Raw genomic sequence first — 16,169 nt, 5'->3', positions numbered from 1 at the left:
CGGAAACGCCCCGGCCGCGCTTTCGCTGCGGCCGGGGCGCCGGGATCGGACGACGCGGCGTCAGGACCGCTCGATGGTGACCTCTTCGAGGACCACATCGTTCACCGGGCGGTCGTTGCGGCCGGTGGGGGTCTTGCCGATCGCGTCGACCACCTCGGAGCCCTCGATCACCTCACCGAAGATCGTGTGGCCCTGGTTGAGGTGCGGCTGCGGGCTCATGGTGATGAAGAACTGGGAGCCGTTCGTGCCCTTGCCGAGCCGCTTGCCCGCGTTCGCCATGGCGAGCAGGTAGGGCCGGTTGAACTGGTTCTCCGGGTGGATTTCGTCGTCGAAGCTGTAGCCGGGCCCGCCGACGCCCTGTCCGAGCGGGTCGCCGCCCTGGATCATGAACCCGTTGATGACGCGGTGGAAGATCGTGCCGTCGTAGAGCTTGACGTTCGTCTGCTTCTCGCCGGTCTCCGGGTGGGTCCACTCCCGGGTGCCCTCGGCGAGTTCGACGAAGTTGCGCACGGTCTTCGGCGCCTTGTTGGGGAAAAGCTGAACGCGGATCGTGCCGTGGTTCGTACGCAGATTCGCGATGAGGTTGTCAGCCACGAGGGCCGCCCCCTTTGTCTGATCGTGTTTGTTGTCCGTGAACAGGGTAGCGAGCATGCCTTCAAGCACTGCTCGTGATTGAGCCGCGACCATCCGGGAAGGGGTCGTCTCGGGGCCCCGTCGATTGGGGAGGTTGATCGTGTCCCTGACAATGAACAGAAGGCGCCGCGCCGAGGTAGTCATCCCGCAAACGTGGCTGAGCAGGATGAGAGACCAGGCGAGGAAGGCAAGCGGCCGGATGAGCCCGGTGGCGGAGACCGCACGGGATCTCGCCACGCACCGGCTCGAGGACGCCAGAGTCTGGGCGGCGCCGAAGCTCGACCAGGCGGCTCAGTCGGTCGAGGAGCAGATCGCTCCGATCGTGAGCGCGTTCCTGGCCGAATTGGCCCGCCGGATCGATGTGACCAGCGCCAAGAGGACCCGCCGGCGCTGGCCGGTCGTCGCGCTGCTGGGTGGAGTCGCCATCGGCGCCGTGGGCGTGGCGATGTACCGCAACAACGCCCAGCGGTGGACCGAGACCATGCGGGAGAGCATGCGGCACACCGGCTCCGACGCCAGCAAGTGGGTCGGCGACAAGGCCGGGGAAGTCGGCGAGAAGGCCGACAAGGCCGCCGACGAGATCTCGGGAAAAATGTCCTAGCCCGTCCCTCACAGCCACCCGGTGCGGCCGGCGTTCCCCCAACGCCGGCCGCACCGTGTTTCCCGCTTCGCTCATCGGGGCGCTCACTCCCGGTGTCTTCCCTCGTCACGTGCTCGCTCGTTCCTCGCTGCGCGCGTTCCTCAGTCCAGACACCGGCGCGCCCCTCCGGCTCGCTCGGCGTTTCCCGCTTCGCCATCGGGACGCTCGCTCGGCGTTTCCCGCTTCGCTCATCGGGGCGCTCACTCCCGGTGTCTTCCCTCGTCACGTGCTCGCTCGTTCCTCGCTGCGCGCGTTCCTCAGTCCAGACACCGGCGCGCCCCTCCGGCTCGCTCGGCGTTTCCCGCTTCGCCATCGGGACGGAGCGAGGGAGCGGAGCGGAAGGGAGCGAGGACCGGAGCGAAGGCCCAGCGGAGCGGGCTTCGCGAGGACCGGAGGTTCCTTCCGGCGCAGTGACCGGCCCATCGACGCAGTGACCGGCCCGTCGGCGCAGTGACCGGCCCGTCGACGCAGTGACCGGCCCGTCGACGCAGTGACCGACCGGGCTGACGACCGCGAAAATCCCACTAGCTGATCGAATTCTCCAAGCGGTGCAGGACGGCGGGGAGGCGGTCCTCGTAGACCACGGTGAGCCGCCGGGTCGCCCGGGTGATGGCGACATACAGGTCCTGGCCGCCCTGCGGCGACTGGCGCAGGATGCCCTCGGGATCCACGACCACCACCGCGTCGAACTCCAGGCCCTTCGAGCCTCGGACGGTCAGGACGGCCACCGGGCTGTCCAGCGGGTCGACGGCCTCGGGGAACAGCGCGGCGACCTCCGCGTGCCGGGCGTCCGGCGTGACGACGCCGACCCGTCCCTCTTCGATCTCGCGCAGCTCCGACTCCACCAGCAGCCGCAGGTCGGTGCCGTCGGCGGGCACGGCGCGGGGGCGGGCGCCGCCGAACCGGACCGACTCGGGCGGCTCCTCTCCGGGCGCCACGGCGCGCAGCACGTTGGCGGCGACCTCCATGATCTCGGCCGGCGTGCGGTAGTTGACCAGCAGGCGCTCCTCCCGCCAGCGTCCCTTCACGTACGGGTCGAGCATCTCGCCCCACGACCGCGCGCCCGCCGCCGAGCCGGTCTGGGCGATGTCGCCGACGACCGTCAGGGAGCGGGCCGGGACCCGCCGCATCACCGTCCGCCAGGCCATAGCCGACAGCTCCTGCGCCTCGTCCACGATCACGTGCCCGTACGCCCAGGTGCGGTCACGGCCGGCCCGGTCGGCCGTCGTCACGTACAGCCCGTCGTCGCGGTTGCGGCCGGCCAGCAGGGTCGCGTCGAGCACCGGATCGACGTCGGTGATGGTCAGGACCTCCCGCGCGTACAGTTCCTCCTCGCGCCGATCCTCCTCCGCGCGGCGCCGCCTGGCCCCGGCGCCGTAGTCGTACTCGCCGAGCAGTTCGGCGGCCTCGTCCAACAGGGGGATGTCGCCGACCGTCCACGGCGCCTCGCGAGGCCGCAGCAGGAGCATGCGCTCCTGCTCCGACAGGTGGGGCCCGGCCGCCGCGCGCAGCCGTTCCTCGTCCGACAGGAGCTCGCGGACGAGCCGCTCCGGGGTTATCTCCGTCCACAGGGCGTCGAGCGCGTCGCGCACCGCCCGGTGCTCCCACAGGGTCGTTGCGGCGTACCTCAGGTCGCCGTCCTCCAGCGGCCGATCGAGCCGTACCGCCTCGTCCAGGGCCAGTGCCCGCAGCACCTGGTCCACGAACGTCCATCGGGCGATGTTGTGCTGACGCCGCAGGCCGCGGGCGCGGTCGCGGGCCCGCAGGCAGATGGCGTGGTCCACCCGCAGCGTCATCTCCTCGACCACGACCTCCACGCCGCCGCGCACCGACGTACGGATCGGGATCTTCACCTCCAGGTCCCCCTCCGGCACGCGCTCGCGGTCGCGCACCGCCTCCTCGATCACCTTGGCCATCCGCACGTCGCCCTTGACGACGGCGACGGCCGGCTCGTCCTCGGCGGTGGCCCGCACCCCGGGGTGGAGCCCGCCCATGCTCGTCAGCACCACCTGCGTCTCGCCCAGCGCGGGCAGCACCTGGCTGATGTAGCGGGAGAAGGTGGCGTTGGGACCGACGACGAGCACGCCGCGCCGCTCCAGCGTGTCGCGGTGGGTGTAGAGCAGGTACGCCGCCCGGTGCAGGGCGGCGACGGTCTTGCCCGTGCCCGGCCCGCCCTGCACGACGAGCGCTCCCGCCAGGCCGGAGCGGATCACCCGGTCCTGCTCGCGCTGGATGGTGGCGACGACCTCGCCCATGCGTCCGGTGCGCCCCCGGCGCAGCGCCGCGAGCAGCGCGGCCTCGCCGACGAGCGTTCGGCGGTCTCCGTCGGCCATCCGGTCGAGGTCGAAGACCTCGTCGTCGATGCCCACGACATCGCGGTGCCGGGTGTGCAGGTGCCGGCGGCGTACGAGGGCGCCCGGGTCGCTGGGGGTGGCGACGTAGAAGGGGCGCGCGGCGGGGGCCCGCCAGTCGACGAGCACGGACGTGTGGTCGTCGTCGCGCAGCCCGACGCGGCCGATGTAAAGGGTCTCGCCGTCGGCATCGTCGATGCGGCCGAAGCACAGGCCGCGTTCGACCGCCGACAGTTGCGCGAGGCGGCGGGCGTGCTCGGCCGCCGCCACCTCCCGCTCCACGACGGCCTGCCGGGTTCCCGTGCCGCCGCGGGCGAGGACGTGCCGCATGCCGCGCTCGGCCCGTTCGCGGGCGATGTCGAGGCGGTCGTACAGCATGGAGACATAGGACTGCTCGATCCGCAGGGCCTCGGCGCGAGCGGAGTCGGATTGACGCTCACCCATTCCTGTGATAAACTCCTAGTGAGAGGGCTTTATTTTTCCGCTGACCTGGAACCTCTCACTATAACTCATCGCGCGCCTCACACGGTGTCCGCGTTGTGCCGCAATCCACTCCGTTTCGGGGTGGATTTTTTTCTTTTCCGGGACTTCTGGGACGGATGAGAGTGATGTCGCGTCCGTCCTGGGTAGCCGACGTTCGGCGCAATCGGCCAGGACGCATCGCCACGTTTCGTTCGAATTCACATCGCGACCTGGTCAACCGCCGCGCACCGCGGGACGTCTTTGCAAACAAGGAGGCCCGGATGGACGTCCTCGACAGCCTTGTGGACGACGAGCTCCGCCTGGAGCTCGTCCTCATCGAGGCATTGCACCATGAGGCGGAACGGCTGGCCGCCCCAGCCGTACGCTGAGATCGCCCCGCCCGCCGCCTCACCTCGGGGCGGCGGGCGGACCCCACCTCACGCCCAGGGGCGGAAGACGGCGCGGACGCAGCCGTCCTTCTTGTGCTTGAACATGTCGTAGCCCTTGGGCCCCTCGTCGAGCGACATGGTGTGCGTCGCGAGGTAGGAGGTCTTCAGATCGCCCTTTCCGATGCGGTCCAGGAGCTTCGGGATGTACCGCTGGCCGTGCTGCTGCGCGCCCCGCAGGGTGAGGCCCTTGTTCATCAGCGCGCCGAGCGGGAACTTGTCCACGAATCCGGCGAAGACCCCCAGCACGAACACCGAGCCGCCCTTGCGGCAGGCGTGGATCGCCTCCCGCACCGCGATCGGCCGGTCCTGCTCCAGGCGGAGCTGCTGCTTGACGCCGTCGTACACGCGCTGCATCCCGGTGCTGTCGGCCTCCATGCCGACGGCCTCGACGCACACGTCCGGGCCCCGCCCGCCGGTGCGCTCGCGCAACTCGGCGGTGACGTCGGTGCTCGTGTAGTCGATCACCTCGCAGCCGACGTGGCGGGCGGTCATGGCCAGCCGTTCCGGGTAGCGGTCGATCGCGATGACCCGCTCGGCGCCGAGGAGCATGGCGGCCCTGGCGGCCATCTGGCCGACGGCGCCGCACCCCCACACCGCGACCACGTCTCCCGGCTTCACCCCGCCGAGCTCGGCGCCCATCCAGCCGGTCGGGGCCGCGTCGGAGGCGAACAGGGCGTCGAGGTCCGAGACGCCTTCGGGAACCGTGAACGCGTTGTAGTCCACGAAGGGCACGCGGATGTACTCGGCGTGGCTGCCCCGGAAGCCGCCCATGGCGTGGGAGTAGCCGAAGATGCCGGCGGTCGTGCCACCCCACATCAGGTCCGTGATGCCCGGTTTGGGGTTGCTGTTCTCGCACAGCGACCACTCATCGTGCCGGCAGGCCCAGCAGCGGCCGCATCCGATGATGGAGCAGACCACGACGCGGTCGCCCGCCCGGTGCCGGTTCACCTCGGGGCCGACCTCGACGATCTCGCCGATGAACTCGTGCCCGATGACGTCACCCGCCCGCATCGCGGGGATGTATCCGCCGAGCAGGTGGAGATCGGAACCACAGGTGGTGCTCGCCGTCACCTTCACGATCGCGTCCTGGGCGTTGAGGATCGCGGGGTCGGGCACCTGCTCGACCGACAGCTCGTTCACGCCCTGCCAGCACAGCGCCTTCACAGCCGCCCTCCTTCGGACGCGCGTCCCAGCGCCATGTCGAGCACCTTGCCCGGCACAGTCGGCCTGGTCGTGCCGATCTCCTCGTCCGACCGCAGCACGTCGCCGGTCTCCAGCAGGGACTTCGTCTCGCGCAGGGCCGTACGGATCACGGTGCGGGGATCCTCACCCCGCAGCCGGGCGAAGACGCCGTCGGCGCCGGCGCGGTGCTGCCTCGGCCGGGCGTAAACCTCCGTGCCCCGGTCGCCGGGCGCCTTGTTCATCCGCACTTCGGCGTCCACTCGGGCCAGCGGCTCCGGCAGGTGCCCGCTCGGAGCGACCTCGTCGGGCGGCCGGTTGACCGTGACGCCCAGCCAGCGGCCGGCCTCCAGAGGGTCCTTCGCCGGGGACGGCACCCGGCCGCGCGAGGCCGCCCATCGCGCCATCCCCAGGCCCGCGGCCGCAAGAACCGCCGCTCCGGCAACGAGACGTTTCATGACTTCGCCCCCTCCACGGCCGACTCCTCGGGTGCTACCCCCGGCTCGTGGGCTCTATCCCACCCGTGACGGCACCTGTGGAGGTGTTGGCCGCGCGATGGCGGACCGGCGGGCTAACCCTGGTCGCGGGACGGCGCGACGGCGAGGGCGTCCTCGACAGTGGGGAAGACCGGAACATGGGAGGTCAGTCCCGTGATCCACAACGCGCGGGCCGCACCCCGCTCGACCGCGACGAGGGCCAGCCAGCCTCCCTCGTCCAGCGCGCGCTTCCAGCAGGTGACCAGCAACCCCGTCGCTCTGGAATCGAGGAAGTCCAGTTCGAGCAGGTTCACCACGAGATTCGGCCCGAACTGGGCGAAGGCCTTGTCGAAGAATTCCGTGGCCGGCTCGTGCGTGGTGAAGTCGAGCGTCCCCCGCACCGTCAGCACTCCGATGCTTTCGATGCTCTCCGCGGCGAACGTGGTCTCGGCTGTCGAGATGTTGGGAAGATCAGACATCAGGACACTTCCAAGGAGTTCGGCAAAATGCGCGCGACCAGAATGCAGGTGTCATCGCCGGTGTTACTCGGGGACAGGGCCTCCATGACCGCCGCCACCCGGTCCTGAGGCGGCACCTGCGGCACGGTCTCGGCGATCGCCGCGCTGAGGATGTCGAGGCCTTCGAACAGGTCCCGGCCCGGCCGTTCGATGAGACCGTCGGTGAACATGAGGAGCAGGTCATCCGGCTCCAGCCGGATCTCGGCACAGCTGTAGGTCACGTCCTCGAAGACGCCGAGGAGCACGCCGGGATGCAGCAGCCGATGGACCTTGTGCCCTCGGACCAGCAGCATCGGCGGGTGGCCCGCGTGGGTCCACCTCAGCGTGCGGTCCTTGGTGCGGTAGCGGGCCACGACCGACGTCGCCAGCACGTCGGGACGCATGCGCCGCAGCAGCCGGTTGAGCGCCACGAGGATCTGCGCGGGGTCGTGGTCGGCGAAGGCAAGCCCGGTGATCGCATGGCGCAGCTTGGCCATCGCGGATGCGGCGGCCAGACCGTGCCCGGCGACGTCTCCGACGGCCAGCAACGCCTCCTCGTTGTCGAGGTGGATGGCCTGATACCAGTCGCCGCCCAACGGCGCCGTCTCCGCAGGGAAGTAGCGCACGCCGATCTGCAGCCCCGGCACCGCGTCCTGCACCGGCAGGATGATGCTCTGCAGCCGCGCGGTGAGCTGCGACTCCTCCTCCAGCCGCTGGGTGACCTCGGCGAGCTCGTCGGCGGTCCTGCGCCAGTCGGTCACATCCTGCACGACGCCGTGAATCTCGACGGGCCTGCCGCCCGCGTCCCTGCTGACCTCGGCCGTGGCCCTGATGTGCCGGTATTCGTCGCCGACGCGAATGCGGATCTCGAACTCGTGCGGCCCGCCGGTGCTGGTCAGCGTCGTGAGCGCGTGCTCCACGACCGTGACGTCGTCCGGGTGGGCGATCTCGCGGTAGTGCTCCAGCGCGAACGGCCCCTCGGCCGGGTCGCGCCTGTGGATGACGTAAAGCTGGTCCGACCACTCGGCCTCACCGGTGATCAGGCTCCAGTGCCCCCATCCGAGATGGCCGAGGCGCTCGGTGTGGAGCAGCCGGGCCGACAGGCGCTCCTCCCTGTCGTGCCTGTCGTGGCGCACCCAGGAGGTGAGCAGGCCGCCCTGCAGCCGGGCGAGATGGACGCCGTAGGTGGACAGCTGGGGGACGTCGTCCCCGTCTTCCCGGTGCACGTAGGGGTCGACGTCCTCGACTTCCCCGGTCTCCATGACGCGGAGGTACGCGTCCCACAGAGCAGAGCCGGCGATGCCCGGATACGCCTCGAGCGTGCGCAGGCCCACGAGCTCCTTGCCGGTCCGGTTGTGGATGTCCCGGGCTTCGGGACTGGCCGCGAGCACCTCGAAGTCGAGGATCACACCGGCCTGATCGCGGATGGGCACCACCCAAGCGCCCTGGATCGGAGCCGCATCGAGCATGGCCTGCACCAGCCCGGCCATCACTTCGACAGACGACTCGCCCGGGTCGACAGACTGGCCGCTCGCTGGATGAAGCCGCAGGATGCGATCACCTCCGCTCATTTGATCCGCCGGCCACCTTCCGCAAGGCATCCACAAGAGCGGACGTTCGGGAGGATCGCTCTTGCCTTCCCGATGAGGTTACCCTCCACTGCCCAGGATAGTGCTGGACGCCCATTGGTCTCCCGGCGATGTTCCGACCTCCGCGTTCCGCGCGATCCGTCTGAGGGGACGCCCGGCTCCCGGCGCCCGCTTCGCGCGCGGCGATAAATGGGGTGACGAGCAGGAACCGGAGACGGCACGATGGACTGTCCCCCCTTCTTCGTGTTCCACGTCCTCCGGAGTTCTCCCATGCCTGGCTTCCGCCGAGATCTCGGCCTGCTCAGGGATCGGCGGTTCGCCCTGCTGCTGGCGGCCCGGACGATCTCCGTGCTCGGCACCGCCTTCGCCCCGGTGGCCCTCGCCTTCGGCGTGCTGGGGCTCCCGGGCGCGGACGGCACCACACTGTCGGCCGTGCTCACCGCCGAGGCGCTGCCGATGGTGCTGTTCATGCTCGTCGGCGGCGTGATCGCCGATCGGCTGCCACGCCACCGGGTGATGACGACGGGGGAGTCGATCAACGCGGTGGCGTACTTCTGCCTGGCCGCGATGATGCTGACGGGTTGGACGCCGCTGCCCGCGCTCGTGACGGCCAGCGCCGTCAGCGGCATCGCGACCGCGATCCTGTTCCCCGCGCTGACCGGCATCATCCCCGACGTCGTGCCCGCCGAGCGGTTGCAGACCGCCAACGCGCTGCTGGGACTCGGCCAGAACATCTCCCGGGTCGCCGGTCTCGTGCTGAGCGGCGCGGCCGTGGTGCTGCTGGGCGGCGGCTGGGCGCTGGCGGCCAGCGGGGCGATGTTCGCCGTCGCCGGCGTTCTGATCGCACTGCTGCGCCTCACGCCGGCCGAGCGCGCGCCCGGCGGGGGGCACTCGGTGCTGGCCGAACTGCGGGACGGCTGGCGCGAGTTCGTCTCCCGGCAGTGGCTGTGGGTGGTCGTCGCCCAGTTCTCGATCCTGGTCATGGCGCTGCAGGCCGCCCACGGGGTGCTCGGGCCGCTGGTGGCCAAGGAGTCGCTGGGCGGGGCGCCCGCCTGGTCGGCCGTCCTGGCGGGGGAGGCCGTCGGCATGATCGTCGGGGTGGTCGTCACGCTGCGCCTGCGGCCCCGGCGGCCGATCCTGGTCGGCACGCTCGTCACCCTGCCCACGGCTCTGCCGTACCTGCTGCTGGGCATGAGCGCACCGCTGTGGACGGTCGTCGGCGGCGCGTTCGTGATGGGGGTGTGCTTCGACATCTTCGGCGTGCTGTGGCAGACCACGATGCAGCGCGAGATCCCGGCCGAGTCGCTGTCTCGGGTGAGCTCCTACGACGCGCTGGGTTCCCTGATGTTCGGGCCGATCGGCCTGCTGCTGGCCGGGCCCGCGGCCGTCGCGGTCGGGCCGCGGCCGGCGCTGGTCGCCTGCGGGACGATCATCGTGCTGGTCACGCTGGCCGCGCTGCTGGCCCCCGGCGTACGGCGGCTGCGGGTGGTCGACGAGAAGCCCTCGCCCGTGCCGGCCCCGTCCTGAAACCGCACGCCCTGGGATGACGCCGGTCGTGCGGGCCCGAGCGGCCCTGCCCGGAGCCGGAACACGTGCGTCCCGGCTCCGGGCAGGGCCCCGGCGTCAGGCCGGCCTGGTCAGCCGGACCTCGACGCTGATCCCCTCCGTGCGGATCTCGCAGGTGCCGAACGCGCTCTCGGCGGCGAGGCGGGCGAACAGGCCCCGCGAGTAGGCGCGGCGGCGCAGCGCCAGCAGCGGCACCTTGGTCATGAAGGAGTTCAGCGGCGTGAGGCCCATGCCCCTGACCTCCTCGTCGATGTCGGCCCTGGACGCCTCCCGGCTCATGTCGTGGATCACCGCCGTACCGCCGGGACGCAGCACCCGGTGCATCTCGTCGAGCGCGCGGACGGGCCGCCCGAAGTTCTTGAACGCGGCCTGGCAGACGACCAGGTCGAAAGAACCGCCGGGGAAGGGGAGGTCGGCGGCGTCGCCGTGGCGCACGTCGACGCGCACCCCCGCCCTCCGGGCGTTGTCCGCGGTGATCTCCACGAACGTGCGGCTGAGGTCGAGCGCGGTCACCGCACAGCCGAGCCGCGCCATCTCGACGGCCAGGTAGCCCGGCCCGGGGGCCACCTCCAGGACGTCCGCCCCCGCCGGCAGACCGGCGGTGACCTGCGCGGCATACCGCCGTACGGCGTCGATCTGGGGCGCCGAGGCGCGCTGCCGCGCGTACCACCGGGCCATCGCGCCCTCCATGCCGGGCGCCTGATTCTGCGTGATCTTCTCCATGGTCTCCTCCGGTTCCGGATCGTGGGTGTCCGAACCGGCCCGTGGAGGGAGCCCGGCTATCCTTGCGGTTGCCACTTTCCGACCGGATTCCGCCCGCGGGTTTCGGTTCGGGGGTCACGGGCTCCGGCCAGGTGTTCCCGCACCTCGCCGGGGCCCGTATCAACGAGTTCAGTCCGTCGTGCGGCCCCTTTCGGCGAGTTCGGCCACCTCGGGCGGCATCTGCCCGGACTCGTGCCACGCCCGCCACAGAGACAGGTCGGGGAACGACCCCGTGGTCAGCTCCTCGATGAAGGACCGGACCCAGGACGCCTCGGCCTCACGGACGGCGAGGTCGTACTCCGCCTCGACGAGGAACAACCGGGGCACCGCCTCCCCGCGCGACGCGTCGAGCATCTCCCGCTGGGCGGCGACCTCCTCCTCCAGCAGGGCCAGCCGCCGCCGCAGCAGGCCGGCCAGCTCGTCCGGCGGGAGCACGGCGCTCACCGACAGCCCGGCCTGGAAGCGTGACCGCTCCCGTTCCGGCGTCGCGATCAGGTCGCGCACCCAGTCGGCCAGCTCCGCCCGTCCGGCGTCGGTGATGCGGTAGATCGTGCGTTCGGGGTGCGCCCCCTCCCGTACGGTCCCCTCCACGGCCAGGAACCCGTGTTTCTCCAGGTTGCGCACGACCGTGTAGAGCGAGCCCCACTTGACGTCCATGTCGCGGTCCTTGCCGCGGGCACGGATCAGTGTGGCCATCTCGTACGGGTGCATCGGCCGCTCGACGACGGTCGCGAGCACGGCGAGGCCCAGAAGGTTGTTCACCTTCCGCCGTCCGGCCATCGTCCTCACCTCATCCCGATATTCGTCTGCGAGTATACGTCGGCGAGTAAAGCCCGTCCATCCGTGAACTCGGAGAGGGACGAGTGGCGAGACATGGCTGTCAGATCCCCGACGGTTAGGCCGGCTCGATGCCATGGTGTCCTTGATGATCCCCCTTGCCGCCTCGCGCGAGGACTCGGATTTGATCGCCGAGTCCAGGGTGCGGCCCGAGGCGTTCGCGGCGCTGTTCGACCGCTATGCCGGGATGCTCTACCGCTACGTGTCCCGCCGGCTCGGGCCCGAGGTCGCCGAAGACCTGGTGGGCGAGACGTTCCTGGTCGCGTTCCGGCGCCGGGACCGCTACGACCTCACCCGCCCCGACGCCCGTCCCTGGCTGTTCGGCATCGTCAGCAAGCTCGTCTCGCGGTACCACCGCGACGAGGCCGCCCGCTATCGGGCGCTCACCCGCAGCCCGCTCGACGATGTCGCGGAATCTCCCGCGGAACGGGTCGAGGACGGCGTGCGCGCGACGACGGTCCGCCCACTGCTCGCCTCGGCGCTCATGCGCCTGTCCAAGGGCGATCGCGACGTCCTGCTGCTCATCGCCTGGGCCGACCTGTCGTACGACGAGGCGGCACAGGCCCTCGGCATCCCCGTGGGCACCGTGCGCTCACGCCTGAACCGGGCCCGCCGCAAGGTGCGCGAGGCGCTCGGCCACACCAATCCGCTGCGCGACGAGGAGTAGCCATGGACGACCTGACGATGCTCCGCGACCTCGGCCGGGCCCTTGAGCACGAGCCGCCCGCCGGTCTCGCCCGTCAGCGGGGCCGCCTGCTGGACGAGGCGGCGGGCGGGCGGCGGCGCCTGATGAGATGGGCCGGCGGCCGACGGGCGGGCTGGATCACTGTGGCGGCGGTCGCGGCGGTCACCGCCGCGCTGGTCGTGGTCCCGACCGTGCTGTTGCGCGGGACGACCGGCGCGCACATCGGGGCACACACCGTGGCACCGCCCACCAAAGACCGCCCGGCCGGGAAGGGCGAGGCGCTGACCGTGCTGCTCCTGGGCACCGACGAGCCGCCCCTGCACGCCGGGCGCGACCGTGGCGATCGCAGTGACCTCATGATCCTCCTGCGGCTGTCGGCCGACCGGAAGCGGGCGACGGCCGTCAGCCTGCCGCGCGACTCCATGGTCCGGATCCCGCAGTGCCGGTCGGCCGACGGCAAGACCGTCGCCGCACATCGGGACATGATCAACCAGGCGTACGCGATCGGCGGCCTGACCTGCGCCTGGAAGACGGTGGAGACCACCACGGGCGTGCGTGTGGACCACGCCATCGCCATCCGCTACGACGGATTGGAGAAGCTGGTCGACGCGCTCGGCGGCGTCGAGGTCACCCTCCCCCAAGCGGTGAACGACCCCAAGGCGAAGCTGAGGCTGCCGGCCGGCCGCTCGGTGCTCGACGGCGAGACCGCGGTGGCCTACGCACGGCTGCGGTTCGCGTTGGGCGACGGCTCCGACGTCGCCCGCATCGAACGGAACGTGGCACTGATGCAGACGATGCTGCAGAAGGTCTCGCGTCTCGGCGATCCCGCCGCCCTGACCCGCCTCGTCCGCGTGGCCGCGGCGTCCGTCACCACGGACGCGGGGCTGGACCTGGACACCATGCTCACCCTGGCCCAGGACGTGCAGCGGGCCGGCACCCGGGTCTCGTACGTGACCGTGCCGTGGCGGCCCCACAAGGAGGATCCGAACCGGATCGAGTGGAAGCAGCCCGAGGCCTCCCGCCTGTTCGCGCGACTCGCTGACGGCTGAGGCCCGCGGCCGTGCTCCCGCGGTGCTGGGGCTGTCAGCGGCCCCGGCCACGCTGGCGGCATGGAGACCACGGATGCGGTCCGGCTGGAAGCCGTCCGCAAGATGTACGGCGGGGGCGGCGGAGCCGTCGAGGCGCTGGCCGGTGTCACGATCGGCTTCCCGAAAGGCACGATGACGGCCGTCATGGGCCCCTCGGGGTCGGGGAAGACGACGCTGCTCCACTGCGCCGCGGGGCTGGACCAGCCCACGTCGGGATCGGTCACGCTGGAGGGCCGCGAGATCACCGGCATGAGGGAGAAGGCGCTCACCCGGCTGCGGCGCGAGCGCCTGGGCTTCGTCTTCCAGGGCTTCAACCTGCTGCCCGCCCTCACCGTGCTGCAGAACGTCACACTGCCGCTGCGGCTGGGCGGGCGCCCGGTGGACGACGCGCAGGTGGCCGCCGTGATCGAGCGGGTGGGCCTGACCGGCCGGGTCGGCCACCGCCCCGCGGAGCTGTCCGGCGGCCAGCAGCAGCGCGTCGCGATCGCCAGGGCCCTGGTGACCCGGCCCGCGGTGATCTTCGCCGACGAGCCGACCGGCGCCCTCGACACCCGGACCGCGCTGGAGGTGCTCGGCCTGCTGCGGGAGATCGTGCACACCGGCGGGCAGACGATCGTGATGGTCACCCACGACCCGGTGGCCGCCGCACACGCCGATCACGTCGTGTTCCTCGCCGACGGCACGCTCGTCGACCGGCTCGACCGGCCCACCGCCGACGCCGTGGCCAAGCGGATGACCGGTCTCGGCGCGTGGGGGCGGTCCTGATGTGGTCGCTCGCTCTCGGCACCCTGCGGCGGCGCGGCAGCGCCTTCGTCGCCACGTTCGTGGCCCTGCTCGTCGGAACCGCGATCGTCGCGGCCTGCGGCGGGCTGATGGAGACCGGCATCACGCTCGCCGTCACACCTCACCGGCTCGCCGCCGCGCCGGTCGTCGTCACCGGCGACCAGACGTACGACCTGCCCAAGGCCGACCCGGCCGACGAGGAGGAGGACGTCGAGTCGGCCGTACTGCCCGAGCGGGTGCGCCTGGACGGCGACGCGCTCGCCCGGGTCTCCCGTGTGCCCGGCGTGCTGCGCGCCGAGGCGGACCGCGAGAGCGGCGCCGTCGCCGTGTGGACGACACCGGACTCCGGCGAAGCGGTCGCGGACCGCATCGAGCGGGCGGTGCCGGGCACGGTCGCGCTGACCGGGGACGAGCGGGGGCTGGCCGAGCACCCGGAGGCCCTGCTCAGCCGGGAGAACCTGGTCGTCCTGGCGGCCGTGTTCGGGGCGATGGCCGTCATGGTGGCGTTGTTCGTCGTGTCCACCACGCTGGCTCTGGCGGTGCGGCAGCGCCGCCGCGAGATGGCGTTGCTGCGGGCGGTCGGGGCCACCCCGTCGCAGGTGCGGCGCATGGTGCTGCTCGAGGCGCTGGCGGTCGCGGCGCCGGCCACCGCGCTCGGGTGCCTGGCCGCGCCGTTCCTCGGCCGGTGGCTGCTCGCCCGCCTGGCCGGTGCGGGCGTGGTCCCGCCGGTGGTCGAGTTCCGCCAGGGCCTGATCCCCCCGCTGGTCGCCGCCGGGGTGGCCGTGCTGACCGCGGTCGTCGCCGTCCTGGCCGGCGTGCGCGGCACCGTGCTCGCCCGGCCCACCGAGGCGCTCGCGGAGACGGCCCTGCCCGCCGGACGCGTCGGGCCGCTGCGGCGGGCGCTCGCGGCGTTCTGCTTCGCGGGCGGCGTCGCGCTGGCCCTGGTGAGCGTGCTGTTCATGCCGGTCTCTCTGGTCAGCAGCACGGCCGGGCCCGCGGTGCTGCTGTGGGCCGTCGGCCTGGCGCTGCTCGGCCCGGCGCTCGTCAGGTGGATCACGAACGCGCTGCCCTGGCCGTTCCGCGGTCCGGCGGGTCATCTCGCCATCCTCAACTGCCGCGCCCGCGCGGTCACGCTGGCCGCGGTGATCACTCCGATCACGCTGGCCAGCGGGATGGCCACGGCGAACCTCTACATGCAGACCACACAGGCCGGCGCCGCCTCCGCCGCCTACGCCCGCACGCTGCGCGCCGACGCGGCGCTGTCCCCCGTCTCCCCCGGCCTGCTCGACCGCGTGCGCGCCGTGCCGGGCGTCGAGGGCGCCTCCGAGTACGTCACCAGCACCGGCTTCGTGGAACGGCCGCACGACAACTGGCAACGCGAGGACGGCTGGCCGCTGTGGGGAGTGACCGCCGAGGGCGTGGCACGCACGATGGCGTTCGACGTCGCCGCGGGCTCGCTCGCCGACCTGCGGGGAAACACTGTGGCGCTCACCACCGAGCACGCCCGCAACATCGGGCGCGGCGTGGGCCTCGGCGACACGATCACCCTGCGCCTCGGCGACCGTACGGCCGTCGGCCTGCGGGTGGTCGCGCTGCTCAGGGTCGAGACCGGCGCCGAACTGTTCGTGCTGCCCGCCGCCCTGCTCGCGCCGCACACCACGGCCGGTGTGCCCGAGAGCGTCCTGGTGAGCACGGCGCCGGGCACCGACCTGGCCGGGCTCGGGGTGGACGTGCGGGACCGCGGCGCGCTGACGGCCGCGCACGACGCCGGGCAGAGCACGCAGGCCTGGGTGAACTACCTGCTGATCGCGATGATCCTCGCCTACACCGCGATCTCTCTGGTGAACACGCAGGTGATGGCCACCGCGCAACGACGCCGGGAGTTCGCCCTGCAACGGCTCACCGGCGCGACCCGGGCGCAGGTGATGCGCATGACCGGGCTGGAGAGCCTGCTCGTCGCCGGCGTCGGCGTCCTGCTCGGCACCGTGGCCGCCGTCGTCAGCCTGGTGCCGTTCGCCGTCGCCGTCGCCGGCACACCGTTCCCCTCGGGACCGGTGGCGATCTACCTCGTGATCGTCGCGGCCGCGGCGGCGCTGGTGCTAACCGCGACCTGGGCGCCGGCCTGGGCGACGACCCGCGGCCGCCCCGCCGACGCCGTGGCAGAGGTATGAG

General features: G+C 71.9%; 14 protein-coding genes. 6 read left to right on the top strand and 8 right to left on the bottom strand.

The genetic code is table 11. The features are described 5' to 3' along the window. Positions 1-60 precede the first annotated feature (60 nt). Complete coding sequence (locus tag ACQPZZ_RS01080; RefSeq protein ID WP_432928081.1) at positions 61-594, bottom strand: peptidylprolyl isomerase; 534 nt, start codon at positions 592-594, stop codon at positions 61-63. A gap of 238 nt (positions 595-832) precedes the next feature. Here ACQPZZ_RS01080 and ACQPZZ_RS01075 point away from each other — a divergent pair, with 238 nt between their 5' ends. Then, positions 833-1,234, top strand: a complete 402-nt coding sequence (locus ACQPZZ_RS01075) for a hypothetical protein (protein ID WP_432928079.1) — start codon at positions 833-835, stop codon at positions 1,232-1,234. A 563-nt stretch (positions 1,235-1,797) separates the two neighbouring features. On the opposite strand, the gene ACQPZZ_RS01070 is transcribed toward ACQPZZ_RS01075, so the two are convergent. From ACQPZZ_RS01070 to ACQPZZ_RS01050, 5 genes are all read right to left on the bottom strand, one after another. Beyond that, positions 1,798-4,068, bottom strand: a complete 2,271-nt coding sequence (locus ACQPZZ_RS01070; RefSeq protein WP_432928077.1) for a HelD family protein — start codon at positions 4,066-4,068, stop codon at positions 1,798-1,800. 455 nt (positions 4,069-4,523) lie between these two features. Then, entirely contained in the window at positions 4,524-5,699 is a 1,176-nt protein-coding gene (locus ACQPZZ_RS01065; RefSeq protein WP_432928075.1) for a zinc-dependent alcohol dehydrogenase, read from the bottom strand. Then, on the bottom strand, positions 5,696-6,172 hold the full coding sequence (locus ACQPZZ_RS01060) for a hypothetical protein (protein WP_432928073.1): 477 nt from the start codon (positions 6,170-6,172) through the stop codon (positions 5,696-5,698). The genes ACQPZZ_RS01065 and ACQPZZ_RS01060 overlap by 4 nt, the downstream gene beginning before the upstream one ends. Before the next feature lie 113 nt (positions 6,173-6,285). Then, complete coding sequence (locus tag ACQPZZ_RS01055) at positions 6,286-6,669, bottom strand: STAS domain-containing protein (protein ID WP_432928071.1); 384 nt, start codon at positions 6,667-6,669, stop codon at positions 6,286-6,288. Next, positions 6,669-8,258, bottom strand: a complete 1,590-nt coding sequence (locus ACQPZZ_RS01050; protein WP_432928069.1) for a SpoIIE family protein phosphatase — start codon at positions 8,256-8,258, stop codon at positions 6,669-6,671. Before ACQPZZ_RS01050 ends, ACQPZZ_RS01055 begins: the two co-directional genes overlap by 1 nt. Positions 8,259-8,546: 288 nt before the next feature. Between ACQPZZ_RS01050 and ACQPZZ_RS01045 the strand changes: the two genes are divergently transcribed. Next, entirely contained in the window at positions 8,547-9,803 is a 1,257-nt protein-coding gene (locus tag ACQPZZ_RS01045; RefSeq protein WP_432928067.1) for an MFS transporter, read from the top strand. A gap of 96 nt (positions 9,804-9,899) precedes the next feature. Here ACQPZZ_RS01045 and ACQPZZ_RS01040 read toward each other — a convergent pair whose 3' ends face one another. Both ACQPZZ_RS01040 and ACQPZZ_RS01035 read right to left on the bottom strand, forming a co-directional pair. Then, the gene (locus ACQPZZ_RS01040) at positions 9,900-10,565 is read right to left on the bottom strand and encodes a class I SAM-dependent methyltransferase (RefSeq protein ID WP_432928065.1); all 666 of its coding nucleotides are present in this window, start codon (positions 10,563-10,565) and stop codon (positions 9,900-9,902) included. Positions 10,566-10,733: 168 nt separating this feature from the next. After that, positions 10,734-11,384, bottom strand: a complete 651-nt coding sequence (locus ACQPZZ_RS01035; protein WP_432928063.1) for a PadR family transcriptional regulator — start codon at positions 11,382-11,384, stop codon at positions 10,734-10,736. A 145-nt stretch (positions 11,385-11,529) separates the two neighbouring features. On the opposite strand from ACQPZZ_RS01035, the gene ACQPZZ_RS01030 reads away from it, so the two are divergent. The 4 genes from ACQPZZ_RS01030 to ACQPZZ_RS01015 are packed head-to-tail and all read left to right on the top strand — an operon-like array spanning position 11,530 to position 16,168. Further along, on the top strand, positions 11,530-12,108 hold the full coding sequence (locus ACQPZZ_RS01030) for an RNA polymerase sigma factor (RefSeq protein ID WP_432928061.1): 579 nt from the start codon (positions 11,530-11,532) through the stop codon (positions 12,106-12,108). Positions 12,109-12,110: 2 nt separating this feature from the next. Then, a complete protein-coding gene (locus ACQPZZ_RS01025) occupies positions 12,111-13,175 on the top strand; it encodes an LCP family protein (RefSeq protein WP_432928059.1) in 1,065 nt (354 codons plus the stop codon). 60 nt (positions 13,176-13,235) lie between these two features. After that, positions 13,236-13,979, top strand: coding sequence for an ABC transporter ATP-binding protein (locus ACQPZZ_RS01020; RefSeq protein ID WP_432928057.1), 744 nt, complete (start codon positions 13,236-13,238; stop codon positions 13,977-13,979). Then, complete coding sequence (locus ACQPZZ_RS01015) at positions 13,964-16,168, top strand: ABC transporter permease (RefSeq protein ID WP_432928055.1); 2,205 nt, start codon at positions 13,964-13,966, stop codon at positions 16,166-16,168. Before ACQPZZ_RS01020 ends, ACQPZZ_RS01015 begins: the two co-directional genes overlap by 16 nt. Position 16,169: the final 1 nt, after the last annotated feature.

This window comes from Microbispora sp. CA-135349 (genome assembly GCF_050947365.1).
In the GTDB taxonomy this organism is placed as follows: domain Bacteria; phylum Actinomycetota; class Actinomycetes; order Streptosporangiales; family Streptosporangiaceae; genus Microbispora.
This window is presented reverse-complemented; position numbering and strand designations above follow the sequence as displayed.